The organism is Haloarcula sp. 1CSR25-25 (assembly GCF_032027985.1).
In the GTDB taxonomy this organism is placed as follows: Archaea; Halobacteriota; Halobacteria; order Halobacteriales; family Haloarculaceae; genus Haloarcula.
Window position 1 is genome coordinate 821360 of the sequence record NZ_JAHYBW010000001.1, and the last position, 24225, is coordinate 845584.

A 24225-nucleotide genomic window follows, 5' to 3' on the forward strand; every position below is an offset into this window, starting at 1 on the left:
GTCACCGCACTGCCTCCGTTCTGTGTACACATGGAACGGAACGACCACTGCTCGAACGGTAGTGTAGCACGCACGATTCCGAGACGGGTGTATCTCGTCGTGTTCGTGCCGGTGCTGTTGGGGGCCGCGCATCACGTCGACCACGTCGTCCGCGGGAACCACGTGGGCTGGCCGCTGACCCCCGACGTAAACGCGTTCACGCTCAGTCTCGCCGTCTACCCACTCATCGCGGTCGGCCTCGTCCTCACGGTGACCGGACGGGCCGGGTTGAGGTACTGGTTCGGGTTTCTGACGGCGACCAGCGTGTTGCTCGCGTCCGTCCACCTCGGTCCCTGGGCCATCGAACCGCCGGCGGACGTCATCGCACCGTACAGCGACCCCGTGCTCGGGTACGGGGCCTTCGGCGTCCTGCTCGCGCTCATCGCCGCTGTCGCCATCGGGGCAGCCTACACCGCGTTCCTCGCCGTTCGAGGTGAGCGATGAGCCGGCCCCTGTCTCACTCGGCGCGTCCCGACCCGATGAGCGCCGTCGTCTCGGCGGTCGTGACAGCGGCCACGCTGGTCGTCGCGTTCGGGCTGCTGGCACTGGACGTGGAGTGGTTCTGGCTGGCGTTCGTCGTCGGCTTCGGCGTGGTGCTTCCGGCGGCAGTCGGCCTGGTCGAATACGACCGACGCAGTGGCAACCGCCCGGCGACCACCGACAGGGACGGCGAGGCCGAGACGGCGCTGTCCACGCTCCGCGGGCGGTACGCCCGGGGCGAGCTCTCGGACGTCGAGTTCGAGCGGCGGCTCGAACGGCTGCTCGAAACACAGTCCGTGTCGTCGGCAGATACGCGTGAGACGGGGAAACCGCCCGATGAGAACGGCGGCGAGGCGCTGTCCTGGCCGGACGAACAGTAGTCGCTGCGTCCGGTCAGCGGCGCTCCGGCGACTGCGAGGCCGCCGTCGTGAGAAACCACTTGACGATACGGGTCTGGCCGCGTCTGAGAACACGGCTCGCGGTCGACTTATCGATATCGAGCGCGGCCGCCAGGTCGGCGAGCGTGCAGTCGCGGGGCAGTTCGAAGTAGCCCGCCCGGAGCGCGGCCGTGAGGACGTCCCGCTGGCGCTCGGTCAGGAGCCCGGCCGGGTCCGTGCTGTGAACGAGCGACAGCAGTTCGTACTGCCTGTCCGCGTCCTCAATCGCCGCCCGGAAGCGGTCGAACTCCGCGCGTGACCCGGTGAGGTCGAACTCGTACCAGCCGTTCTCGGCGGTGACCGGGTACTCGATCGGGAGTCCCGACTCGACGACGAACTCGTACAGGTCCGTGTCCGTCGTCTCGTACTTCGCGAGCACCCGGTCGGCAGTGCGTTCCAGCTCCTCGTATGCGGTGACCGACGGATGTGTCGCGATGGCGTCGCCGGCGGCTGCGGGGTCGTCAGTGGTCACCTCGCCGAGTTCTACTGCTGTCGTCCCTGCCCGGATACCGGAGAGCAACCGGAACGTGGCCTGCGGGTTCGCCCGTGAGACGTCGGCGATCCAGAGCTCCTCGGGGAGTCGGATCCGGAGCCGAGCGGCGATCACGCCGACCACCTCCGGCAGAATGGGGGCTGTGGCCACAGCATGGTGTCACCGGTCCTACCACGGGGCCGGACAGTGTAAATCCCGTGCCGGAACCCGCAGCCGGCCACCGCCTCACCGGCCGTTGGCCCGGCCCCCTCTCTCGCGCACCGCGGAGACGAGGTCGTAGCCCAGTAGATACAGCGGGCGCAGGAAGTAGTTCGCCATCCCCGCGAGACCGAGCAGGCCGCCGATGGCCTGCATCTCGCCGGGTGTGGCCGACAGGCGAACGACCAGCGCCAGCGCCGTAACGAGCGGCGCGAGCCACAGCGCCTGGACGATACCGTCCACGTCGACACCGCCGGCGGAGCCGAAGCGGTCCCCGTCCGGACGGGCGACGTACAGGACGACCGTCAGTGCCAGCAGGCCAGCGACGACCGGCAGGGACGCGCCGACGCCGGCGACGCCGAAACCGATGGCCAGCGCGGCCGCGACGAGCAACAGGACTGTCACCTGGATCGTCCCGTGCCGGATGGCCGCTTCCGTATCCATATCCGGTCGTTGCCGCGGTGCTGTATAAACCCTGTGAGGGCGGCGCCCCTTTCTTAACACCTTTCCGGGCCGACCGCAAAGCGGCGGCGAAGACGTGCCCTCCACGTACAATCCGGTCCGTGGCGTCCTGCTGCTCGTCGGCAGCCTGCTCGCTCGGTTCGGTCTCGTCGAACGCGAGCGGGTCCGCCGAGCGACGGACCTGTCCTGGCCCCGGGTCGTCACCGGGCTCGCCCGGATGTCGAAGTCGACGGCCGACGTGGCGATGGTCGGACTGGCGCTCGGGCCGACGGCCATCGCCGGGGTCGGCTTCGCCGCCCCGTTCTGGGAACTGGTGTTCGCGCTGGGCGGCGGCGTCGCCGGGGGCACCATCGGCATGGTGTCCCAGCGCTACGGGGCCGATGCCGACGAGGAACTGGCGGTCACCGTCACGACCAGCGCCGTCGTCGTGCTGGGGCTGACACTCCCGCTGACGGCGGCGTACTGGGTCGGTCCCGGTCTGCTCGTCGACCTCGTCGGAACGGGGGCCGAGGCCGTCGAGTACGGGACACGATACCTGCGTGTCGTCGCCCTCGGCGTTCCCTTCGCCGCGCTGAACCTCATCGGCAGCCGGACGCTGGTCGGGGCCGACGACGCCTGGACCCCGATGCTGTTGCGGGCCGGCGGCGCGGTCGTCAACATCGTCTTGAACGCCGTCTTCGTCTTCGGGTTTGGCCTCGGTGTCGTCGGGGCGGCGATGGGCACGGTCATCGCGAACGTGCTGGTCACGGCCGGGTTCGCCGTCGGGCTGGCCCGTGGCCGGCTCCCGGTCATCGGGGCGTTTCCGGTCCGGATTCCGGTGTCGCGGCCGTTCCTCGACCGGGAACTGGGGCGAGATCTCGCGGAGACCGGAGCGCCGCTGGTGGGGGCCAACCTCGCGCGGACCGGGGCGCAGTTCCCCCGGCTGTTCATCGTCGGGCTGTTCGGGCCAGGTGTCGTCTCGGCCTACGTCGTGGCGCTTCGCGTCCGGGCGCTGCTCGACACGCCGAACTGGGGGCTGAGCCTCGCGTCGAGCAGCCTCGTCGGACAGGCGCTGGGCGACGGTGACGAGGCCGAGGCGACCGTCTGGGCGGAGACGGTACTCCGGCTGAGCGTCGGCGTGTACCTCGTCGTCGCGGCGACGCTGCTTCCGTTCTCGCGGGGCATCGCCCGCCTGTTCGTCTCGGACCCCGCAGTGCTCCCGCTGGTGACGGTGTTCGTCGCCGTCGCGTGTGCCAGCGTCGCGTTCCGGGGCGTCGACGGCGGCTCGACCGGGCCGCTCCGTGCCAGCGGCGACACGCGCTGGCCGTTCTACGCACAGCTGGCCGGGATGTACCTGTTCGCCCTGCCGATGGCGTATCTCGGCTACGTCACGCCGCTGGGCGAACTCGCGCTGTACGCCTCGCTCGTCGTCGAGACGGCGGTTCCCGCGGCAGTGACCTACTACCGCTTCCGCTCGGGGACGTGGCGGGTCGTGAGCCGGTCCTACCGGCCCGACGCGGCGCTGGACGACTGAAGGGGGTGTCGTCGGTTACTGACATCAGCCAGTCGACAGAATATTTGTGGCTCCACTCCGACGTGCTCGCGTGGACCGTACACGCGCCGTCTCCGTCGCCCGACACGTCGTCCGCACTGTCCGAGAGGAGGAAGTCTCCTTCCTGGCCGCCGGCATCGCCTACTACATGTTCGTCTCGCTCCTGCCGCTGTTGTTGCTGACGCTGGTCGTCGGCACGCTGGTCGGCGGGGAGGCGTTCGCAAACAGCATCGTGGCGGCCGCGGGGGACGTGCTCTCGCCGACGGCGTCGACGCTACTCGAGGATGCGCTGACCAGCGGGGCCGGCCGCGGGGGCGCGACGGTGCTCGGCGTCGGTGTCACGCTGTGGAGCGCGCTCAAGGTGTTCCGCGGGCTGGATGCGGCCTTCGGTCGCGTCTACGGGACCGACGGTCCCGACTCGATTGTCGGCGAACTCGTCGACGGGCTGGCCGCGCTGGGCGGCATCGGCATCGCACTGGTCGGGCTCGGCGTCATCGGCGCTCTCGGAACGGTGCTCGGCGTGCAGGTCGCGCTCGGCGGACTCGCGCTCGTCCCCGTGCTGGCAGTCGCCTTCCTCCCGCTTTACTACCTGTTCCCCGACCAGGAGATGACGATACGGGACGCCGTCCCCGGCGCGGTGTTTGCCGGCCTCGGGTGGACGCTGCTCGGGACGGGGTTCAACGTGTACGCCTCACAGGCCGACACCTACCAGGTGTACGGCGTCATCGGCGGGGTCCTCCTGCTCGTGACGTGGTTCTACTTCGCCGGACAGGTGCTCCTCGTGGGCGCAGCGGTCAACGCGGCGCTCGCGGACCGGCAACTACAACAGGTATCGCGCCGACGGTCCGGCAAAGCGATGAGTGAGGACGCTGACGAGACCGACACGCCTCCGCCAGGCGGCGCGACCGGGCGAGACGCTGACGAACTGACAGACGAGGAGCTCAGGGAACTCCGCGAGGAGTTCGAATCGTTCCGCGAGGACGTCGAGGACCGGACGCTGCACCGTGACGAGGTGCGGTCGGACCTCAAACAGTACGTCCGCCGCCGGATGCGCCGCGGTCACGCCCGGCAGTGGGGCCCCTACATCGTCTTGCTGTACGGGACGATAATGACCCTCGGCGCGTTCTACTACCTGAGCGGGCTCTACGCCGTTCTGGCGATGCTGGTCATCTGGCTGTCGACGCTTGGTCTCTATGCCGTGATGATTGCGGTCGGTGTGACGCTTACTGCCACCGGCCTCCCCGGACGGCTCGTCGACCGCGTGCGCGACTGGCGACAGTGATACGGGCTGTCGGCGTCACCGAGGTGCTGTCGGCGCTGCCTGGCGCAGTGGTCGTGCTGTTCGCGCTGGTCACCCAGCTGGGGGACTTCTGGTTCACGTGTTCGGCGTGTGTGCTCCTCTACTGGCTGGGTTCGCGGACGCCGAAACTCGGCCGGGGTCTCACTCGCGACCGGACGGCGATGGTGGTCGCACTGCTCGCCAGCGCGGTCGCACTCGCCGTCTCGCTGAAGGCGGTGTTCGCGCTGCCGCGGCCGCCGGGTGCGGGGACGGCCACCCACACCGAACTGCTGCCCGTGGCACTGCGGGGCATCTACGAGTCGCTGGCGACCGGCGAGGGGTATGGGTTCCCCAGCGGCCACGCCACCGTCGCCGTCCTCGTCTGGGGCGGGTTCGCGTGGGCGCTCCGGGTCGGAACGCGTCGGACGCGAACTGCGGTCGCCGCCGCCGTCATCGGCCTCATCGGGCTTTCGCGGTTAGTACTGGGCGTCCACTACCTCGCCGACGTGCTCGCGGGCTTTGCCTTCGCGGGAGCGGTCCTCTGGCTCGCCCTCACCGCGCTCAAAACGCCCCAACGGGTGTTCGGGTTCGCCGCCGTCGTCGCGGGGCTGGCGCTGCTCGCTGCCGGGTTCTCCCGCGACACTGGGGCCGCGCTCGGACTGACCGTCGGCGGAGCTGTCGTCTGGTCGCTCGTCGGCGACGAGATCCCCGAGCCCACCCGCCGCGGCGTCGGGTTCACGGTGGGACTGGGCGTCGCCACGGTCGGCGTCCTCCTCGGCGGGACGCTCGCCCTCGACCCGACGCCGGGCGTCGTTACGGTCGGGGCGGCGCTCGGGACGGGCCTGTTGCTGGCGCTGCCGCTGGCCGGTGAGCGACTCGCGAAAAATATCGAGACAGAAGCCGCTTAGAACTTCTCGAGGTAGCGGTCGAGTTCCCAGTCGGAGACGTCGACCAGGTACTCCTTGTGTTCCTGGCGCTTGGCCTCGACGAAGTTCTCGAAGACGTGCTCGCCGAGCGCGTCGCTGATGACCTCGTCGCTTTCGAGTTCGTCGACGGCCTCGCCGAGGTTCTCCGGCAGCGTGGTGATGCCGTACTCCTCGCGTTTGGCCGCGTCGAACTCGTAGATGTTCTCGCGGACCGGGTCCTCACACTCGAGGTCGCGCTCGACCCCGTCCAGCCCGGCGTGGATGAGCGCCGCGAAGGCCAGATACGGGTTACACGACGGGTCGGGGAAGCGGGCCTCGATACGGCTGGCGGCCGGGGTGCGAGCGGCCGGCTTGCGGATGAGCGCCGAGCGGTTACGGTCGGACCAGGCGACGTAGACGGGTGCCTCGTAGCCCGGAACCAGGCGCTTGTAGGAGTTCACGGTCGGGTTGGTGACCGCGGTGATGGCCGGCGCGTGTTCGAGGATACCGGCGGTGAAGCTCTTTGCCGTGTCGCTGAGGTTGAACTCGTCGTCGTCGTCGTGGAACGCGTTCTCGCCGTCCTCGGTGAAAAGCGAGATGTGCGTGTGCATCCCCGAGCCGTTGATTTTCGGGATGGGCTTGGGCATGAACGTCGCGTGCAGGTCGTGTTCGGCCGCGATGGCGCGAACGACGGAGCGGAAGGTCGCGACGTTGTCGGCCGTGGTCAGGGCGTCGTCGTACGTGAAGTTGATCTCGTGTTGCCCCTGGGCGACCTCGTGGTGAGAGGCTTCGATGTCAAAGCCCATGTCTTCGAGGCCGTAGATGATGTCACGGCGCACGTCGGAGGCGAGGTCCTTCGGCGCGAGGTCGAAGTAGCCGCCGGCGTCGTTGGTCTTGGTCGTCGCGCGGCCGTCCTCGTCCTCTTCGAACAGGAAGAACTCGGGTTCGGGTGCGGCGTTGACCTCGTAGCCCATGTCCTCGGCGCGCTCGATGGCGCGCTTGAGGACGCCACGCGGGTCGCCGGAGAACGGCTGGCCCGTCGAGGTGTCGATGACGTCACAGATGAGTCGGGCACTGGAACCGCCTTCGACGTTTTCTCTCCACGGCAGGACGGAGAACGTCGACGGGTCCGGGTCCAGACGCATGTCGGACTCCTGGATCCGGACGAAGCCGTTGATCGAGGAACCGTCGAAGTAAATTCCCTCTGTGAACGCTTTCTCTGCCTGGTCGGCTGTGATCGAGACGTTCTTGATCGTGCCGAGGATGTCGGTAAACTGGAGTCGAAGGAAGTCGACGTTTTTCTCTTCGATTTCGTCAAGTACCTCCTGTGCTGCCTCTGAGAGTTCGCTTGTCATCTTTGGACACCAGATAGGAACAGTGCTACTACTAAAACCCTGCTGATTTGCGCAAAGGTTTCGATGGTTTCGCTTACATTTGGACATTCGTAAAATTCTAAACCCTGGGGGACGTTCTCGGATGTAATGACGTACGAAAATCTCGACCGTGAGCTAGTGAATGCCCTTCTGGGGGATGGCCGTGCCAGCCTCCGAAGCCTCGGCGAAGACCTCGACGTGTCGGTAACGACCGTATCGAACCACCTCTCCGACCTCGAGGACGAGGGAATCATCAACGGGTACACGCCCAAAGTCGACTACGACAAGCTCGGCTACGACGTGACGGCCATCATCCAGCTCAAGGTAGAGGGGTCGTCGCTCCCGGAGGTCACGGACGACCTCAAAGAGCACAAGCAGATGATCTCGGTGTACGAAGTCACCGGCGACTACGACATCATCGCAGTCGGGAAGTTCACCGACACTGACGGCATGAACGCCCAGATCAAAGAGCTACTCACCGACCCCGACATCAAGGAGTCGAACACCTCTGTCGTGCTCAACGCCGCAAGCGAACACGAGCAGTTCGACCTCGACCTGCGGGAGTAGCGACCGCCCTTCTGCAGTCGTTCGAGACACGCCCACAGCGACAGGTCCGGGGACCCCACTTCCGGCGGTACCGACGACTACTTGACTGACCAGTCAGTTAGTTACGCGTAATGAACGACGGCGACACGGCTGACGACATCATGGATGCGACCTACCGTGCGCTGTGTACGCACGGCTACGCGGATCTGACGATGCAGGACATCGCCGACGAGTCGGACAAGAGCAAGGCCGCCCTCCACTACCACTACGACAGCAAGCACGACCTCCTCTGTGCGTTCCTCGAATACCTCTATGACGGGTTCGTCGACCGGACCGAAGACCCCGACGGCGAGACCCCACACGAGCGACTGCTGGCGCTCGTCGACTCGGTGCTTGACAAACCGGACGACGGGAGCGAGGAGTTCGGGACGGCGATTCTCGAAATCCGCGCCCACGCGCCCTACGAGCCGGGCTTTCGCGAGCGACTCACGGAGTTCGACGACTACCTCGTCGACGAACTCGAAGCGATTCTGGAAGACGGTATCGCTGACGGGACGTTCAAATCCGACCTCGGCGCCGAGGAGACCGCCCAGTTCATCGTTACCGTGCTGACCGGGGCCGCGACCGAGCGCGTCACGACTGGCCGTCCGGTGGAGTGTACCCGGCGGATGCTCACCGAGTACGTCGAGACGCATCTCCTTCATAGACAGCAGGAGGCCTCAGCGTGAGCGTCCGGAAGCAACTGGGCCGTCTGGGTGCCCGCCTCGGCGGTCTGTTCAAAGGCCAGGAGGAACTGGAACTGACAAGCGGCGACATCGGCAAGCCGCTTCTCTTTCTCTCCTTTCCCATTGTCATCACGAACCTGTTGCAGGTGGCGTACAACCTGGCCGATACGTTCTGGCTGGGCCAGTACTCCACGACGGCACTGGCGGCCATCTCGTTTGCCTTCCCGATGATCTTCCTGCTCATCTCGCTCGGGATGGGCCTGTCAGTGGCCGGGAGCGTGCTGGTCGCCCAGCACACCGGGGCCGAGGAGCATCGCGAGGCCGAGTACGCCGCCTCACAGACGGTGACGTTCGCGCTGCTGGCCTCCGTGCTACTCGGCACGGCCGGCTACTTCTTCGTCGAGGACTTCTTGTCGCTTCTGGGGGCGTCCAGCGAGGTACTTCCGGGCGCGACGGGGTACCTGCAGGTCGTCTCGCTCGGGCTGACGGCGATGTTCGGGTTCTTCGTGTTCATCTCGCTGATGCGCGGGGCCGGCGACACCATCACGCCGATGCTGGTGATGTTCGGGACCGTCGTGTTGAACATCGTCATCGACCCGTTCCTCATCTTCGGCTGGTGGGTGTTCCCGGAGATGGGCGTCGTCGGCGCGGCCGTCGCGACCATCTTCTCCCGCGGCCTGGCGCTGGTCGTCGGCATCGGAATCCTGCTGTCGGGCAGACGCGGCGTTCGGATCCACCTCGGCGACATGGCTCCCGACGTGGAGTACCTCCGGAAACTGCTCCGGCTGGGCGTCCCGGCCTCCGTCGAGGGGACCGGACGGGCGCTGTCGGTCAACGCCATGCTGTTCATCGTCGGGACGTTCTCGGTGACCGTCGTGGCGGCCTTCGGCGTCGGCATCCGCGTGTTCTCGCTGGTGTTCATGCCGGCCATCGCGATGGACCGCGGCGTCGAGACGATGACCGGCCAGAACCTCGGGGCCGAGCGGCCGGACCGCGCGGCGACGGCCAACCACTTCGCCGCGAAGGTATCGTTCGCCATCCTCACCGTGCTGGGCGCGGTCACTATCTTCGCCGCGCCGACCGTCGTCAGCGTGTTCAGCGACGACCCCGAGGTCGTCCGCATCGGGGCCGAGTTCCTCCAGTGGGTCGCGCCGACCTTCGGCTTCATCGGCATCGTCCGGGCCTACTCCGGCGGGTTCCGTGGGGCCGGCAAGACGCTCACGTCGGCGGCGCTGGCGGTCACCATGCTGGGCGTCATCCGCCTGCCGGTCGCCTGGGTTGCCTCTCGCCCGGTCGCGGTCCCGGCGTGGCTCGGCCCGCAGGTTGTCGACCTTTTCGCGTACTCGCTGGCCGAGCAGGGCATCTGGCTGGCCTTCGGCGTCTCGAACGTCCTCGCGGCCGGACTCGCAGCGGCCTGGTTCCTCCGGGGAACGTGGCGCGAGGCCGACCCACGGAGCAGTAACGAACCGGCCGTCGCCGACGACTGACGGCGCTGGCTGCTGGGAGACAACCGCAGAAAACGCCCGAACGCGAGTGTCAGCGCCGTTCGGCCCGTTCGAAGCGCTCGTCGGTGAGGTACACGTCGCCGTCCCGAACCGAGACCGCGATACTGTCGAGGGCGTCGCCGGCGCAGGGGCCGTGCGTGCAGACGCCGCCCTCGCGGTCGAACTGCGCGCCGTGTTTGTGACACACCAGCCGGTCGCCTCGAACAATCGCGCCCCGGCCCGGGTCGAGCGGGACCTCGGGCTGGTGGGGACAGGAGTTGCGCCAGGCAGCGACGGCGTCGCCCGAGCGGTGGAGGATGCAGTTGACGCCCCGTCGGCCGTCGCGCGCCTCGAACACGAGCGTGCTGTCGGTCGGGACCGAGTCGAGGTCGGCGATACGGCGCGGGTCGTCGCCGCCGTCGGTCGGCTCTTTGCTGTCAGGTGACGGTCCATCGTCGCCGTCGTCAGCACCCCTGTCATCGTCGCCAGTGCCGGAAAAACTGAACCGGACGGTCGTGCCGCCGGCTTCGACTTCGCCGTCGTCGTCGTGGATGCGGACCGATTCCGACTCGTCGTCGGTGTCGACGGTCACGTCCACGGGGTCGCTCATAGCAACCTGTCGTCGGTTGACACACATAGCGATGTCGAAGTCGGCCGCGACATGCCGGTTGCAAAACGGAGTTATGTCAGCCCTGCGGAACGTCGGTATGGACCGAGACGACGTCTCCGTCGACGTGGAGGTCGAGGTCGAAGTAGACACAGCGGAACTGGAAGCCGAAGTCGAGGACGTGGCGGAGTTCGAAGCGGAACTGGAAGGCAACGGCATCGAAATCGAACTGGAAGCCGAAGTCGAGTTCGCCGAGCACGAGGCCGACGAGGAAACCGAACACGAGGCCGACGACGAAGCCGAACACGAGGCCGACGACGAGGCGTAACCGCTATTCTCCGACCGACCCATCGACGTACAGCCCGTAGCGGTACAACGAGGCGTCGTACCACAGGAGCTGTCCGGTAACCGCGCTCTCGGTGTCAGCGAGGCCGAGACGGTCAAGCAGCGTCTCGAAGGACGCCGAGAGCGGTGTCGTTTCGGCGTAGCGGCCGAGCCCGCGGGCGCGGTCGAGCGTCGATTGCACGCCGGACGGGAGGCTCTCACCCGTGAGGTCGGCGTCGATTCGGGTGCCAAACACCACTTCGCGGAACTGCTCGCGCGAAGACGCGACTTCGAGCGCCAGCGTGGTGTACGCCGTCTCGGAAACCCGTCGCGTCTCCGTCTCGATTCGGTAGTTCCACGGGCCGCCGGGTTTCATCGTGACGACCCGACCGTCGAGAGTTCCGGCCGCGAGGGCGCTCTCGCGCTCGGCCGGTCGCCGAAGGACGTACGCGTCGTTCCGGAGGAGGTCGGCACCCCCGCCTTCACCGCCGGTCTGGGCGTGGCTGTGGAGGATTTTCGCCACGCGCGCGCTCGGCCGGTCCAGCGAGTCGACGGGAACGGCGTCGTCGGGAGCGCTCGCGTCGTCGGCCAGTGGCTCCGCGCGGACGAGCGTCCGCTCGACGTCCTCGCTGCCAGTGACGACGACTGCTGTCTGGAAGTATCGGCCGTCGTGGTCGACGTACTCGTCTCCGGAGACCGGCTTGTAGCCATACGTCGTGTGGCGGCCGTCGGGGAGGACGTTCGCCAGGGTCTCGCGGGCGGGGGCACCGAAAAGCGGGTCGTCACTGGGTTCGTACAGTGCGTGCTCGACGGGCGATGCCTCGACTGTATCGACAGTGAGCGTGTACTCGCGTTCCGGGCCGTCCGAGCCGAACACGTCCGGCGCGGTACAGCCTGCGAGGCCACCGAGTGCTATCGACCCGACAGTCCGGAGGAGGCGACGGCGGGTACTGGCAGGGACCATACGTGAGCCGTACAGACCGCCCGAGGAAAGTCCTGTGGTGAAATCGATTGCACAATCACAGGTGCCCGTCGGGCTCGGCCGGCAGTCGCTCCAGCGCCGTGACCGACAGGGTTCCGTCGACGGTTGCTCGGAGCCGCTCGGACGATGTCGTCACCGTCACTGCAATCTCCCACGGGTCCCGGCTTCGCACCGTCGTCCGCGTCGGGTCGACGACACAATCGAGCTCCCAGGCACGGGTCGCTCGCAGGTCGATGCCCCGGTCGTACAGCCAACCGGCTACCGCGGGATGGTAGAGCGCAACGACCGCGGCGGGCGGGTAGTTGTAGAAGCTACACTGCTGGCAGTCGATGTCGAGCATCACCGGGTGGTCGGTCGCGTAATGGGAGTCCAGTTCCGGCCCGGTCTCCGCTGTCAGCCCCGCGCTGATGACGCCCGCACAGACCGGACAGACGCCGGCGACGGCGAACCGCCAGAACAGCCGCGTCCGACGGTCGAAGGCCACGGCGACCGCTTCGTCGGTGCGACCGCTGACGCCGCCCGGGTCGAACGGGAACGCCATGACGGTGTCGTCACAGGCCAGACAGCCGACGTGGCCGATGTACCCGTCCAGCGTGAACGTCAGCCCGGTCCCGCAGTGGCGACAGTCGGCGTCGAGTGAGACCGGGGCCACGCCGCCGGACTGGTGGAGCACGCCGCTGTGGATGGCGTCGAGCACGCGATGGCCCGGATACAGCAGCTCGTACGCGTCGCCGTCCTTCCCGACGAACTGGCCGACCAGCTGCGAGAGGTGGTAGTTGAACTTCCCGCTGTCGCGCTCGCCGACCCGCCGCTTGAGCTCCGCGTACGGGAGTGCGTGCCGATCTGCGGCCCAGAGGGCGTCCAGAATCGCCACGCGGAGGTCGTGGCTGAACAGCGCGAACGCTTCGGCGGGCGTCCGCTCCGTATCCGTGTCGTCGTCGGTATCGCCGGCCATAGCAACTGTTTCGGCAGGTCGCTACAAAACGTCTGGCCACGCGAGAACCTATCAGAATCCGTACTGAAACCAATTTCTCAGAGTACTTACAAATCAACGGCGGCTACGAACAGGTACACGATGCACGACACGCCACACGTCATCGGTATCAGCGGAAGTCTCCGCGACGACAGCGGAACCAGAATCGCCGTCCAGCGCGCCCTCGATGCGGGGGCGGATGCGGGCGCGACCACGGAACACATCGACCTGCGGGCCTGGGACCTCCCGCTGTTTGACCCCGACGCCATCGACGCGGGGGACGGCCCCGAACTCGCCGCCCGGGTCCGCGAGGCCGACGCCATCGTCCTCGGGACGCCCATGTACCACGGCACCATCGCCTCGCCGCTGAAGACCGCGCTCGACTACTGCAGTATTGACGACGTCGAGGGCACCACCGTCGGCGTCCTCGCGGTGGCCGGCGGCGGGTTCCCGACACCGGCGCTTGAACATCTCCGGGCGTCTGTCCTGGAACTGAAAGGCTGGCCGCTCCCGCGAGAGGTTGCCATCCCCGACTCGTGGGCCGCCTTCGAGGACGGCAGCATCGCCGACGAGGACATCGCCGAGCGCGTCGAGAAACTGGGTGTAGATGTCGTCGCGTACGCAGGCGTGGCGGCTCGGCCCAACGACACGGAACAGTCGGAACTGATGACCGGCGACTGATACGGATTGTAGTAGCGGTTTACCGGTACGTGCCGGCCCCGATGTCGGCACTGTCCGGAACTGGTCTACAACAGTCCGTGTGACCTCACTCGAACCAGTCGACGAAACTGCCGTCCAGCAGCGTCTCCTCCTGGTGGCGGATGTAGGTTGCCTGCATCCCCCAGATGGCTTCGGCAAGCGGGACGTTCTCCTCGACGCGGCGGCGGACGTAGTCGTGTTTCCAGCGGGCAGGCGTGAGGCGGCGGTCGACGCGCTCGCGGAGCGGCCGGATGTAGCTGTGGGCCTCCTCCGCCGAGAGGCCGCGCTGTTCGAGGCCCTCGCGTGCGTGTTCGAACAGTTCGCCGTATATCTCCTGGGTACTGGTCGTCGTCGCCCCGTCGGCGGTAATCCACTCGATTCTCGCCCGGAGCCCGTTCCGGGCGGCGGTGTAGAAGTTCCGCTTCGCCGTCTCCCAGTCCAGTGAGCGGATGGGGTGTTCGAGTCGCGGCAGGCTCTCCATCAGGCCGGCGAAGACGGCCGCAAACCCGATGGCGTCGTCGACGGTCGGCTGTGCGGCCAGCGGGCGGAACTCGATGCGGGCGTTGGCCGCCGACCGCGTCGCCCCCTCGAACACCGGCCTGACCCACCGCCAGTACGAGCCGTGCTTGTGCCGGAAGTGGACGAAGTCGTCGTCGAAACGGGTCCCCGACTGCAGCTCGACCGGGACGATAGTGTTGTCCTCGACGATGTCGTCGATGGCCGCTTCGACGGAGTCAAAATCGGGCGGGAAGCAGACCTTCGGTGGCGTCGGGTCGCCGTCGGGCGGGTTGAGCACCGACTCGAAGACGCCGATGCGGTTCTCCATGTTCGCTCCGGCGACGATCTCCGGGTCGGGCGCGTCGTCGTACAGGTCCGGCGGGAAAAACGGCGAGTTGACGCCAAGCGCCAGCAGCGGCGCGGCGATGCGGAGCGCGTAGGTGAAATACTCCGGCAGGTCCGGGGCGTGGGGAATCTGGTAGTGGGGCTGAATCGAGGTGATGAGCGACTCCGGCATCACCGTCTCGGCCTGCAGCGAGGCGTGTGGCGCGTCGATTTCGAACGCCGAGGGGTAGTCGGTGTTTGCCATCGTGTGATAGCGGACGGAGTCCGACATGTTCGTCCCGATGCGGACGCCGCTGTGCTCGACGCAGTCACAGAGGTACTCTCTCGCCGTCTCGCCCGCAGGTGGGACAGTCCACATCCCGTCGGAGACGAGGCGGATGCCCTCGTTGCGCACCCGCTGCTGGGCCGGCCGCAGCGACGCCTTCAGTTCGTTGCGCTGGGCCGCCAGCCCGTGGGTGTTCAGCGGCTGCGGGCTCGTCTGCATCTCCGCGTTGTGCAACCCCAGTTCCTTCTCGAATCCGATGAGTTCGAGCAACTGGCGGGGGACCCGCTGGAGTGCGTCGGTCTGGTCGTCGACGGCATACAGCTCCAGTTCCATCCCGACAATCGCCTCCGTGTTGTCGAAGGTCCCGCTCCGAATCGCGGATTTGAGCGCCTGTGCTTCCTCGCGAGCCCGTTCGTTGAACGCCTCGCTGTCCGTCGCAAGCGCCTCGGCCACCCGGTCTGCCAGTTCCGAAGCCGACATGTCTCCGGGTTTGCAGCCATGGGTGTTAAGCATGCCCCAGACAGTACGGGAGCGCGGGTTCAGGACACTCACAGCAACTCGCCGACGTCGCTCACTCCCGACCCCGCCGAGAGAGCGGTTCACACACCCTCACAGCAGCTCGCCGACGTCGCTCACTCCCGACCTTACCGAGAAAGCAGTTCACACACCCTCACAGCAGCTCGCCAATGTCGCTCATCGTCTCCCCTAACGGGTCCCGTTCCTCAGTTGTGAGCGCCCCCTCCACCGCATCGCGGGCGGCGGGCAGCGGCTCGTGCGTCTCGACGTACACGGCCAGGGCGAACTCCTGCTCGGTGACGCCGGCGAGTGCGATAGCGTCGCTGCGGGAGAGCTCCCCGGCGAGCCAGTCGGCGACCAGTTCGCGGCCCGTCGGACCGACCGGCGACACCTGCTCGCCGAGCAGATGGAGCGTCTTGGCGGCGGTCACGGGTGCAACGCCGGCGGCGCGGCCCGCGTCGCCGACGCTCTTGCCGGCTGCGTAGGCCTCGACGAGTGTCGCTGCTATCGCCGCCGAACACGGGAGGTCATCGGCGACCGGGGCCAGTCGCTCCGGGAGAGGGGCGTCCGTCTCGTCGACAGCGGCGACACCGCGGTCACGCTGATGGGTGGTGACCTCGACACCGGCCGCGATGTCCGACAGCGTCATTAAAATCCTCTATTTCGGGTTGGAATTTAATACTGTCGGTATCCCGATAGGCGCCGGTGTCAATCCGCGTGGCTACCTACCGGTAACCGGTAGGTAATTTCTTCCAAAACGGGCCGGAAACCCGCCTCTGCATCGGTTTTTTAACCCTCCGTCCAGCCGTAGGCGGAAACATGAGCACGACGGTGACACAGTGTCCGGAGTGTAACGGGTCGGTCAAACAGCAGGGCGTCGAGTCAGTGTGTAGCCACTGCGGGCTGGTCGTCAGCGAGGACGCTATCGACCCCGGCCCCGAGTGGCGGTCGTTCGACGATGACGACACTGACCGGGCACGCACGGGCGCGCCGCTGACCCGGTCGCGTCACGACCGCGGCCTCTCGACGAAGATCGGCCGGTCGACGCGGCTGAAGGGGCGCAAGCGCCGTCAGTTCGCCCGCCTCCGGCGCGAGCACAACCGCGCCCAGATCAGCTCGAAACGCGAGCGAAACAAGGTGTACGCCTTCACCGAGATCCGGCGTCTTATCAGTTCGATGGCGCTCTCGGATGCCATCCGGGACCGGGCCTGCGTGCTGTTCGAATCTGCACAGAACGAGGAGCTACTCCAGGGGCGAACGCTGGAGGGGTTCGCGGCCGCAGCCGTCTACGCCACCTGTCGGACCGAAGGTGTCGCCCGAACCGTCGAGGAACTCTGCACCGTCGCCAAAGCGACCCAGGCAGAGCTTCGCGCGGCCTACGACGCTTTGAACAGGGAACTCGGGCTGCCGACTGGGCCGATCGATCCGCGCGAGTACGTACCACGGTTCGCGACGACGCTGGACCTGCCGACGGCGGTCCGCCAGCGCGCGGAGGGACTCGTCGACGAGGCACAGGACCGGGGGCTGGTCAGCGGCCGAAACCCGGCCGGCGTCGCGGCGGCGTGTCTCTACACCGCGGCCCAGGAGCGGGACGTGGCGCTCACGCAGGCCGAGGCGGCGGAGACGGCGGACGTGACACCGGTCACGCTGCGGGGGACCTACACCGAACTACAGGAGTAGACGCCGTCGGCGAGCGCTTCGAGCGCGTGCCGCGCCGGGGTGTCCGGCGCTGTTTCTCGAAGCGGCTGTCCGTGCGCCTGTGCCGTCGCCAGGGGCTCGCTCTCCGGGACAGCGACGGCTGGCGCACCGAACCGGTCCGCGACCGCCCCGGTCGCGGGGTCCGGACCGGCACGGTTGAGGACAATCCGGCAGAGGCCGGCGTCGAGCTCGCGGGCCAGCGCCCGAACACGGAGCGCGTCGGCGAGGGCCGCGCCCTCCGGTGCCGTGACGAGTACCGCGGCGTCGGCGGCTGCGAGGGGCAGCCCCACGTCGGCCTGCAGGCCGGCCGGCGAGTCGACGATGACCCAGCGGTAGGTCCGCTCCAGCGCGGCGAGGACGTCTGCGATGCCCCGCAAGTCGGCGCTTCGAGCGCCGGCCAGCGTCCGTCCGCACGGAACGAGGGCCACGGGGCCGTCCTCGCGGACGGCCTCGTACGGGTCGGCACGGTCGGCGAGAACGTCGTGCAGGTCGGGACCGTGGCTGGACGGGAGGTCTGCCATCCCGAGGTCCCCGTCGACGACGACGCTCCCCGGGTTCGAGAGCGGGGCCCCGTTATCGGGCTGTTCGAGCGCGTCGAGTTCTGCCGCGAGGTTGTACGCGATCGTCGACTTGCCGACGCCGCCCTTGCCGCCGGTGACCGCCAGAATCATGCGAGGCGAGACAGCGTCTCGGTCGGCACCGTGGCGGCCGCTCGCCGGTCGGCGAGCCGTTCGGCCCGTTCGGCCAGGGCCCGGAGCAGCCGCTCGTCCGCATCGCCGCGTGCGGCGACCGTCCGGACCCCGGACAGGCCGTCCGCCTCCCGGACCGCCTCAGTCGCCGCCGCCAGCGAGTCCACCTCGGCCAGCCGCTCGGCACGGTCGACGCGCCGAGCAACGGTTCCGAGCCACTGCGAAACAGCGTCGGGGGGTTGCCGGTCCGTCTGCTGGCCCCGTGCAGTCCTCGGTTCGGCTGGCGGCTGGACCGTCGCCCGCTGCGGTTCCGTTCCCTGTCCGAGTGCGGGACTGGCCGGTCGCTGGCCCCCGGCGTCGGCCGCCCCTGCCGGTTCGCTCGTCGGCACAGCGTCAGCAGGCGGCGACGGATCACCGAGCTCTCGGAGGACGGCATCGGCGGAGTCGAGACGCTCGTCCGCCAGCGCATCGGCAGGCGCGGGCTCGGCTCCGACCAGTTCCGCCGGCTGGTCAGACGGCGGGGCCGGGGTCGCGTAGCCGACGGCGTGCGTTCCCGGACCGACGACCCCCTCGAAGCCGTCCGCTGTCCAGCCGGCCTCGGGAACGCCCTGTCGTCTCGGCGGCCAGAGGGGGCCGTCGAGACGGTTCCGGACGGTTATCCGGGTCGGTTCGGCGATGTCGCCGACGGTCGCCGTGACGAGCGTCACGCCGTCCGTTCGGTCGGCGCGACAGTCGAAGGTAACCATAGGGACGGTAGTCCGGCCCTCCGATTTAAAACTCAGCAGCGGACGACGGGCGCGTCGAGACAGTCCGACGCGGCCGCTGGAGTCCCGAACCGACCTGTTTCGAGGACGACCGGTGCGGGCGTCCGGGCGACCCGGAGCACGGCCAGGGCGGCCGTCACGGGGTCGGCGTCGAACGGGTCGTCGGGAACGGCCCCCGGAACGGTTTCGACGGCCCGAGCGAACGCATCGGCACACCGGTCGACGAGCGTCGCCCGAGCGCGCCGCCGGAGGTTGGCCAGTTCGTCGGACAGTCGCCGTCGTTCCTCCAGCGTGTCCCGGTAGGCGCGTGCCCGCTCCCGGCGGAGTTCGCGGGTCTCTCTGGCGGCGGCCTGGCGCGTCTCCCGTTCGCTCAGTTCCATCGCCGCGTCCCGGAGCGCAGCCCTGACCGCCTCCTCCTCTGCCCCGACTTCCCTGCGGGCGGTGAGCCGGCCGCGATGGGCGGCGACCGTTTCCTGCAGGTCGTCGACGGTCGCTTCCGGGACCGGGTCGACGGGGTCCGGGAGGTCTGGCGGCGAGCATTCGAGCTCGGTCAACTTGGCGCGGCACTCGGCGATGGCCTCGTCCTGCGGCGTCCCGTGACCCTGTGACCGGGCAGCGGCCGCGAGCGCAGTCCGCGTCCGCAGCCCCATCGACGGACGGACGTGTCCGGCATAGGCGTACACGGACGATGGCTCCGGACAGGCAACGGCCGGGAGACACCGCTGCCCGCGGATGCTCGCGGCGAGCGCCGTCCCGTCGATCGGTCGTGTTCTGAGGTCGACGACGCCGCCCGTGTACGTGGTCCCGGCGACTCGGAGCTTCACAGGTCGACGCCCCGGAGTTGCTCCGGGCCGGGGAGGTCACGGCTCGACGCGAACCGCTCGTAGGGCGTCGCCGGTTCCGTCCGCGCCTCGTAGCGTTTGGCGGCCTCGCGGACGTGTTCGGGGACGTCCGCCGGCTCGAACGGCTCGACGTGCTCTATCTGGACGTCGAGCCCGTGTTTCTCGTGGAGCCGGAGCGCCTGGAAGGCCCCGAACTCGGTTCCGGAGAACAGCGCCGCTCTCCCGAACTGCCGAACGACACAGCCTTCGTGGGCACGACAGGCGTTCCGCAGGTCCCTGCGCGCCGCCCGGGAGTAGGTGACGACGAGTAGCACTGGATGGACGTTGCTATTATTACTATAAAATTTTGCTGAATTGAACTCGATATTACCAGAATATATGAGCAAAACAGTCGGAAAATAGAACTGCCAGTCGGACCCTGACGGTAGCACTACGGGGTCGTCTCCGGGATGTATCAACAGCAGTCAGGGCGCCGAAACGCCCTACTCGACGGCCGTGACCGTGAATTCGCCGGCGTCCGAAACGAGGTCCAGGACCCGTTCGCGGGCCGCGGTCTCGGACGGCGCGAGGACCACGAGTCCGTCAACGGCGGCCCCGCCGTGTGCCCGATAGGCCTGCAGGTCGCCCTCGAACTCAGTCGCGTAGGTCCGGAGTGTCCCGCGGACGTCCCGTTCGAGGTCACTGAGCGACCGGGACCCGGCCTCGAACTCGGCCAGTGCCTCCTCGATGTTGCGGAGCGCGGAGATCCGGTCCATGTCAGGTCGTCCGGAGGTGGTCCGTCCGGGGCTCGTACACCTCGCCTTTCTGTTTCAGCTTGTCGATCTCGTGTTCGGCCTTCGACTCGTCGATACCGACCTCCTCGGCGCGCTCGATGACCACGTCGGCGGGTGCGCCCTCGTCGTACTCGTTCTCGATGTCCGAGATGATGCCCTTGATGTTCTGGATGCGGTCGCGCTGGGTCTTCGACTGGCCGGTCTCGACCACGTCGGCGTCGAACTCGCCGGTCTCGGGGTCGACGCCGATCTCCTTCAGACAGTAGTGGGCGATGTCGACCGCCCGGTCTGCGTCGGCCTCGTCGACGCTGTCCGATAGCCGGATCCGAGCGGACGCCTCGGCAAGCCGGACCAGCGCCTCCAGTTTCCGGGCGGTGACCGGCACCGGCGCGTCCTCGTCCTGGCCCTTGAGCCGCAGGTCGACGTAGAAGTCCTCGATGCGCGATTTCGCCTCCTCGGTCATCGTCGGGAAGCAGTTGCGCTTGGCGTAGGCGACGTACTTCCGGAGGAGGTCCGGTTCGATCGTCGGCGCGACCTCCTCGGTGACCGTGTCGACCTCCTCCTCGCTGAAGTTCGAGGTCGGGTTCTGCGTCCGGTGTGTGTTGAGTTCGCCGGCGTAATTGGTCTGGATGATGTGCTCGGCGAGGTTCCGGTCGGCTTCCTCGTCGGGCTTGTCGGTGACAGTGAAGATGAGGTCGAACCGGGAGATGAGCGCCGGTTCGAGGTCGATCTGCTCGCCGATTGGCTCGTACTGGTCGAAACGGCCGTACTTCGGGTTCGCCGCACCCAGCAGCGAGCAACGCGATTTGAGTGTTGCGTTTATTCCGGCCTTGGAGACGCTGATACGCTGCTGTTCCAGCGCCTCGTGCATTGCCGACCGGTCTTCCGGAGTCATCTTATCGAGCTCGTCGATGGCGGCGATACCCTGATCTGCGAGCACGAGCGCGCCGGCTTCGAGCGTCCACTGCTGGCCGTCGCCGAAGTCGTCTCGAACGGCCGCGGCGGTGAGCCCCGCACTCGAAGACCCCTTCCCGGAGGTGTAGACAGAGCGGGGCGCTATATTCTCGATATATGATAGCATCTGGGAGTTGTGCGAGACAACCCCGTTAGTGAGGTAATTGTGCGTACCCTCGATTTCGAGGTCGTATACCCACTTTTCGTCGTGTTCGATGGGTTCTATCGATTCGATTCGGTCCCACGCGATGTCCCCTTCGGCGAGTGCAGTGAGTGCATCCAGGTCTTGACGGAGTGAACCGGCTCCGCCTCCGTCGCTGGCCGCAGTGTCACCGGGAGGAGAACCGTGCCTCATCTCAGCTAATCGCGTCTCGAACGTATCGAGAACCGATTCGAGACTGTCGCGGCTCGGGTTCCTGCGCCCCCGTTCGTAGTGTTGATACGTCGACCGTGGAAGGCCACATTCGGATTGCGTCAGTCCAAGCGTCTCCCGGATGCGACGGAGTTCCGGACCCAGAGCAGGGACGGTATCCAGGTTCGTATTTCCACGGGTGCCCTCGAATTGCTGGCAGGCCTCGGTCTTTCGCTCCGTAACGAATCCGATGTTTTCCACGTACTCGTGGACGGAACGTCCGGAGATTCGGAGCCGGTAACTGCCGTTGTTTCGGGGTTGGAGTTGTGCCGTGATTCCCTGTGTCACGAGGAGTGTCCGGACGTCTTCCAGCAGCGGTTTACTCATCGAAGCAACGGTAATCTCCCGTTGTGACCTCGAGACGTGTCCCTCTCCTTCGATATATCCCCGAACGAATCCGGAGACGACGTCGTCGCTCGCACGCATAATATCCCGTGGAACGCGTCTGTCTGCCGACGACGCGAGCAACGTCTCGTCCAGAGATGCGAGGAAGCTCACGAACTCACCGGCCGAACACAGCAGTTCGCGGGCAGTCTTCCCGTCGTGGGAGTCGCGTTCCGTGACGTTGAGATTGAGTGTCTCTAGAACGGATTTCGCGTCACCGAGCACTTCGGAATCGTTGTTCGTTATCGAAACGAAGCCGGTGTTGTTCGGACGCTGTTCGACGTACCCTTCGGCGACGATGTATCCGATGAGCCGGGCCAGTTCGGGCGTCCACTTCGCCGGAAGGTCGAGGTCGACCCTGTTGTTCGCCTGTGATTTTCGGAACGTGACGTCCAGCTCGTCGCAGGCGGCTGTAGATAGGTTCCGAGGGACTGCGATGTGGGTCCCGGTCTCCAGTTCCTCGGCTTTTCTGGCCTGGAACCGACCGGCGGATTGGACAAACAGTGGATGGGACGGAGTTACGTCGAGTTCGTGCCCGGTCGCGGTCCGTATCCGATACAGAGTGTCCGGTGCTTCGCGTTTCCAGACCTTTGTCGCTCGTTGGGCGGCTATCCGTCCATCGGACTGGAGTGACGGGACGGCGAAATCAACGGTGTCCCACACACCGTCGTCGACCGGCTTGGGGTCATCCAAGTTCGATTCGACGATCTCCCGTATCGGGCGTTCGTGACCGTCTGCGAGTGTCACCCTGGTATCACCGTGAACGCACTTCCCCGTACCCGGGTCTCCTATCAGCAACATATGGAGGTCTCCACGTATACGCGAACCGTCGGGAAGCTCCTTGGTCACGCCCGAGAAGAGCTGGAGCATCATCGCGAGCTTCTCCTTCTCGTAGCCGTAGATGGAGGGGGCGATAGCGCCGACCATCTTGTCGTAGATGTCGGGCTCGTTGGAGAGCTCGACGATCTCCTTCTTGTCGGCGTCGGTGATCTCCATGTCCTCGAACTGCTCGTCCTCGATCTCGACGCTGACGCCCTCCATGTAGATGTCGAACATCGGGGACTTCTCGTTGTCGTTGCCTCGCTGGTCGAGCTTGAGAATCCCGGTCACGCGGACGTGGTCGCCGGCAGTGACGTGGCCCGTGATGTCGTCCTCGATGTTGACGTCGATGGACTGGGGCGTCTCCCCGCCGCGCAGCCCCTCGGGGGACTCCTGTACGCGGAGCTTCTGGGCGTCGATGAACTGGGACTGGTCGGTGTTGAGCCGGAACGGGCCCTGTCGTTCACAGCCCTGACAGTCGTGAGGTTCCTGGAAGTCGCCGGCGGTCTGGGGGATGCGCGTGAGCGTGCCACACCGCTGGCACTCGAAGGCCGCCTCGATGACCTTCGGGCGAACGTCGGTGGCCTTCCGGATGATGCCCTGCACAGCGACGAGGTTGCCGTGGTGTTCGTGGCGCAGGTCGCGGATGTCCTCCGACTCGGGGAGGTTCCGGACGCGGACGTGGGCCTGTCCGAGCGAGACGTCGACCGGGAGGTCATACAGCCGAAGGGCCTCCTCGGCGTACTCCTGAATCTGCTCGGGCTTCGTGCGGTAGTCGTCGGCCAGGTCCGGATCGAAGCGATAGAGATCGTCCCAGTCGATGTACAGCGACTTCTGGTCGTTCGGGTATTTCTGGGCGAGCTCACCGATCTCGTTGCGGTAGTAGTTGCGGTAGAACTCCTCGAAGCGGTCGATGAGTTCGGTGTTCTCGGCGGTCGCCATCTGAGTGGACAGTGGTTGTGCCCACTGGCCTAAGAAGGTTCGCAAACCGGGGTGGAACTGAAACGATGGTCTCTGCAATCTGCCCTCGCTGGTGTCTCCTCCGGCACACCTCCGTCCCGATGCCAAGTGACCAAACCCAGCCGAGCCGGTACGATGACGGGACAACATTTTCCGTGACGCCTCGTGTCTGCTGAACCGATGCCACACGGAACGCAAAACCTGTCACCGCGCCAGCGACTTGTCGCACGGGGCTGGCACTACCTCGGGTACAGCGTCTTCTTCCTCCTGCTGTACGGTGGAATCCGAATATCGCTCGGGCGGTTCCCGCAGTGGCTGCTGTTCGGCGTGCTGGCCGGGTCACTGCTCAAGGACGTGTACGACGAGATTCGCCTCAGACGGGGGAGCCGGCCACTCGCCTACGCCGGTATCGAACACGCCCCGTCGAACGCAGTCCTCATCGGCTTTCTCCTGACAGGGTTCGTCGACCCCACTGGCACCGTCCTGGGTGCTCCGGCTCGCGAGGTGGCGCTGTGGCTTGCCGTCATCGACCTGCTGTTCGACCTCTCGCAGGATATGCGGGCCTGAGAAGCACCGATTGCGAGCCGCTTTCTGAACCCTGTCCCGGGTGGCCGGACCGCGTCAGTCCACACAGACCATCAGTTATAAAACGGCTGCAGAAGCGCCGAAAACTGCCACTTTCTTTATCGTAGGTATGGGATCGCTCGGAGTTGAACTACGCCCCGACGTGCTCGCTATGGCTGCGCACGTCTGGTCTACTTCGAGTCCG

General features: G+C 66.9%; 26 protein-coding genes. 12 read left to right on the forward strand and 14 right to left on the reverse strand.

Annotated features, from left to right (window positions below):
• Positions 1-30: 30 nt before the first annotated feature.
• Positions 31-483: a hypothetical protein gene (locus KZ498_RS04125; protein WP_312617027.1), complete on the forward strand. Its 453-nt coding sequence runs from the start codon at positions 31-33 to the stop codon at positions 481-483.
• Positions 480-899, forward strand: a complete 420-nt coding sequence (locus tag KZ498_RS04130; RefSeq protein ID WP_312617029.1) for an SHOCT domain-containing protein — start codon at positions 480-482, stop codon at positions 897-899. Before KZ498_RS04125 ends, KZ498_RS04130 begins: the two co-directional genes overlap by 4 nt.
• Positions 900-912: 13 nt before the next feature.
• Here the strand turns inward: KZ498_RS04130 and KZ498_RS04135 are convergent, their stop codons facing one another.
• Both KZ498_RS04135 and KZ498_RS04140 read right to left on the reverse strand, forming a co-directional pair.
• The gene (locus tag KZ498_RS04135) at positions 913-1599 is read right to left on the reverse strand and encodes a helix-turn-helix domain-containing protein (protein WP_312617030.1); all 687 of its coding nucleotides are present in this window, start codon (positions 1597-1599) and stop codon (positions 913-915) included.
• 75 nt (positions 1600-1674) lie between these two features.
• Positions 1675-2091 (reverse strand): hypothetical protein, encoded by a 417-nt coding sequence (locus KZ498_RS04140; protein WP_312617032.1) that lies wholly within the window; start codon positions 2089-2091, stop codon positions 1675-1677.
• Positions 2092-2185: 94 nt separating this feature from the next.
• Between KZ498_RS04140 and KZ498_RS04145 the strand changes: the two genes are divergently transcribed.
• The 3 genes from KZ498_RS04145 to KZ498_RS04155 all read left to right on the forward strand — a co-directional run bounded on the left by KZ498_RS04145 (position 2186) and on the right by KZ498_RS04155 (position 5827).
• Positions 2186-3622, forward strand: a complete 1437-nt coding sequence (locus KZ498_RS04145; protein WP_312617034.1) for an MATE family efflux transporter — start codon at positions 2186-2188, stop codon at positions 3620-3622.
• Positions 3623-3692: 70 nt separating this feature from the next.
• Complete coding sequence (locus KZ498_RS04150) at positions 3693-4922, forward strand: YihY/virulence factor BrkB family protein (RefSeq protein ID WP_312617036.1); 1230 nt, start codon at positions 3693-3695, stop codon at positions 4920-4922.
• On the forward strand, positions 4919-5827 hold the full coding sequence (locus KZ498_RS04155; RefSeq protein ID WP_312617037.1) for a phosphatase PAP2 family protein: 909 nt from the start codon (positions 4919-4921) through the stop codon (positions 5825-5827). The genes KZ498_RS04150 and KZ498_RS04155 overlap by 4 nt, the downstream gene beginning before the upstream one ends.
• Here the strand turns inward: KZ498_RS04155 and glnA are convergent.
• The gene (gene glnA / locus KZ498_RS04160) at positions 5824-7179 is read right to left on the reverse strand and encodes a type I glutamate--ammonia ligase (protein WP_312617039.1); all 1356 of its coding nucleotides are present in this window, start codon (positions 7177-7179) and stop codon (positions 5824-5826) included. The two genes, KZ498_RS04155 and glnA, sit on opposite strands and share 4 nt — an antisense overlap.
• A gap of 126 nt (positions 7180-7305) precedes the next feature.
• Here glnA and lrp point away from each other — a divergent pair, with 126 nt between their 5' ends.
• The 3 genes from lrp to KZ498_RS04175 all read left to right on the forward strand — a co-directional run bounded on the left by lrp (position 7306) and on the right by KZ498_RS04175 (position 9955).
• On the forward strand, positions 7306-7764 hold the full coding sequence (gene lrp / locus KZ498_RS04165) for an HTH-type transcriptional regulator Lrp (RefSeq protein WP_312617041.1): 459 nt from the start codon (positions 7306-7308) through the stop codon (positions 7762-7764).
• A 110-nt stretch (positions 7765-7874) separates the two neighbouring features.
• A complete protein-coding gene (locus tag KZ498_RS04170) occupies positions 7875-8471 on the forward strand; it encodes a TetR/AcrR family transcriptional regulator (protein ID WP_312617043.1) in 597 nt (198 codons plus the stop codon).
• Entirely contained in the window at positions 8468-9955 is a 1488-nt protein-coding gene (locus KZ498_RS04175) for an MATE family efflux transporter (protein WP_312617045.1), read from the forward strand. The genes KZ498_RS04170 and KZ498_RS04175 overlap by 4 nt, the downstream gene beginning before the upstream one ends.
• 49 nt (positions 9956-10004) lie before the next feature.
• Here the strand turns inward: KZ498_RS04175 and KZ498_RS04180 are convergent, their stop codons facing one another.
• Positions 10005-10562, reverse strand: a complete 558-nt coding sequence (locus tag KZ498_RS04180) for a Rieske 2Fe-2S domain-containing protein (protein ID WP_312617047.1) — start codon at positions 10560-10562, stop codon at positions 10005-10007.
• A 97-nt stretch (positions 10563-10659) separates the two neighbouring features.
• Between KZ498_RS04180 and KZ498_RS04185 the strand changes: the two genes are divergently transcribed.
• Positions 10660-10887 (forward strand): hypothetical protein, encoded by a 228-nt coding sequence (locus KZ498_RS04185; RefSeq protein WP_312617049.1) that lies wholly within the window; start codon positions 10660-10662, stop codon positions 10885-10887.
• 3 nt (positions 10888-10890) lie between these two features.
• Here KZ498_RS04185 and KZ498_RS04190 read toward each other — a convergent pair whose 3' ends face one another.
• Positions 10891-11847 carry a hypothetical protein gene (locus KZ498_RS04190; RefSeq protein ID WP_312617051.1) on the reverse strand — a complete coding sequence of 319 codons (957 nt, stop codon included), beginning with the start codon at positions 11845-11847 and terminating at the stop codon, positions 10891-10893.
• Positions 11848-11902: 55 nt separating this feature from the next.
• On the reverse strand, positions 11903-12820 hold the full coding sequence (locus tag KZ498_RS04195; RefSeq protein ID WP_312617052.1) for a hypothetical protein: 918 nt from the start codon (positions 12818-12820) through the stop codon (positions 11903-11905).
• Positions 12821-12940: 120 nt separating this feature from the next.
• On the opposite strand from KZ498_RS04195, the gene KZ498_RS04200 reads away from it, so the two are divergent.
• Positions 12941-13519 carry an NAD(P)H-dependent oxidoreductase gene (locus KZ498_RS04200; protein ID WP_312617054.1) on the forward strand — a complete coding sequence of 193 codons (579 nt, stop codon included), beginning with the start codon at positions 12941-12943 and terminating at the stop codon, positions 13517-13519.
• An 85-nt stretch (positions 13520-13604) separates the two neighbouring features.
• Here KZ498_RS04200 and KZ498_RS04205 read toward each other — a convergent pair whose 3' ends face one another.
• Complete coding sequence (locus tag KZ498_RS04205; protein ID WP_312617055.1) at positions 13605-15125, reverse strand: hypothetical protein; 1521 nt, start codon at positions 15123-15125, stop codon at positions 13605-13607.
• 190 nt (positions 15126-15315) lie between these two features.
• Positions 15316-15810 (reverse strand): hypothetical protein, encoded by a 495-nt coding sequence (locus KZ498_RS04210; protein ID WP_312617057.1) that lies wholly within the window; start codon positions 15808-15810, stop codon positions 15316-15318.
• A 170-nt stretch (positions 15811-15980) separates the two neighbouring features.
• On the opposite strand from KZ498_RS04210, the gene KZ498_RS04215 reads away from it, so the two are divergent.
• Positions 15981-16841: a transcription initiation factor IIB family protein gene (locus tag KZ498_RS04215; protein ID WP_312617059.1), complete on the forward strand. Its 861-nt coding sequence runs from the start codon at positions 15981-15983 to the stop codon at positions 16839-16841.
• Here KZ498_RS04215 and KZ498_RS04220 read toward each other — a convergent pair.
• The 6 genes from KZ498_RS04220 to KZ498_RS04245 all read right to left on the reverse strand — a co-directional run bounded on the left by KZ498_RS04220 (position 16820) and on the right by KZ498_RS04245 (position 23438).
• Positions 16820-17530, reverse strand: a complete 711-nt coding sequence (locus tag KZ498_RS04220) for a chromosome partitioning protein ParA (RefSeq protein ID WP_312617061.1) — start codon at positions 17528-17530, stop codon at positions 16820-16822. The genes KZ498_RS04215 and KZ498_RS04220 overlap by 22 nt on opposite strands.
• Entirely contained in the window at positions 17527-18294 is a 768-nt protein-coding gene (locus KZ498_RS04225; RefSeq protein WP_312617063.1) for a hypothetical protein, read from the reverse strand. The genes KZ498_RS04220 and KZ498_RS04225 overlap by 4 nt, the downstream gene beginning before the upstream one ends.
• A gap of 32 nt (positions 18295-18326) precedes the next feature.
• The gene (locus tag KZ498_RS04230) at positions 18327-19136 is read right to left on the reverse strand and encodes a hypothetical protein (RefSeq protein WP_312617064.1); all 810 of its coding nucleotides are present in this window, start codon (positions 19134-19136) and stop codon (positions 18327-18329) included.
• Positions 19133-19468 carry a hypothetical protein gene (locus tag KZ498_RS04235; protein ID WP_312617065.1) on the reverse strand — a complete coding sequence of 112 codons (336 nt, stop codon included), beginning with the start codon at positions 19466-19468 and terminating at the stop codon, positions 19133-19135. Before KZ498_RS04235 ends, KZ498_RS04230 begins: the two co-directional genes overlap by 4 nt.
• A gap of 168 nt (positions 19469-19636) precedes the next feature.
• Positions 19637-19909, reverse strand: coding sequence for a hypothetical protein (locus KZ498_RS04240; RefSeq protein WP_312617066.1), 273 nt, complete (start codon positions 19907-19909; stop codon positions 19637-19639).
• Position 19910: 1 nt separating this feature from the next.
• Positions 19911-23438: an LAGLIDADG family homing endonuclease gene (locus tag KZ498_RS04245; RefSeq protein ID WP_312617067.1), complete on the reverse strand. Its 3528-nt coding sequence runs from the start codon at positions 23436-23438 to the stop codon at positions 19911-19913.
• Between the two features lie 198 nt (positions 23439-23636).
• On the opposite strand from KZ498_RS04245, the gene KZ498_RS04250 reads away from it, so the two are divergent.
• Positions 23637-24023 carry a hypothetical protein gene (locus KZ498_RS04250; RefSeq protein WP_312617068.1) on the forward strand — a complete coding sequence of 129 codons (387 nt, stop codon included), beginning with the start codon at positions 23637-23639 and terminating at the stop codon, positions 24021-24023.
• The last annotated feature ends 202 nt before the right edge of the window (positions 24024-24225 follow it).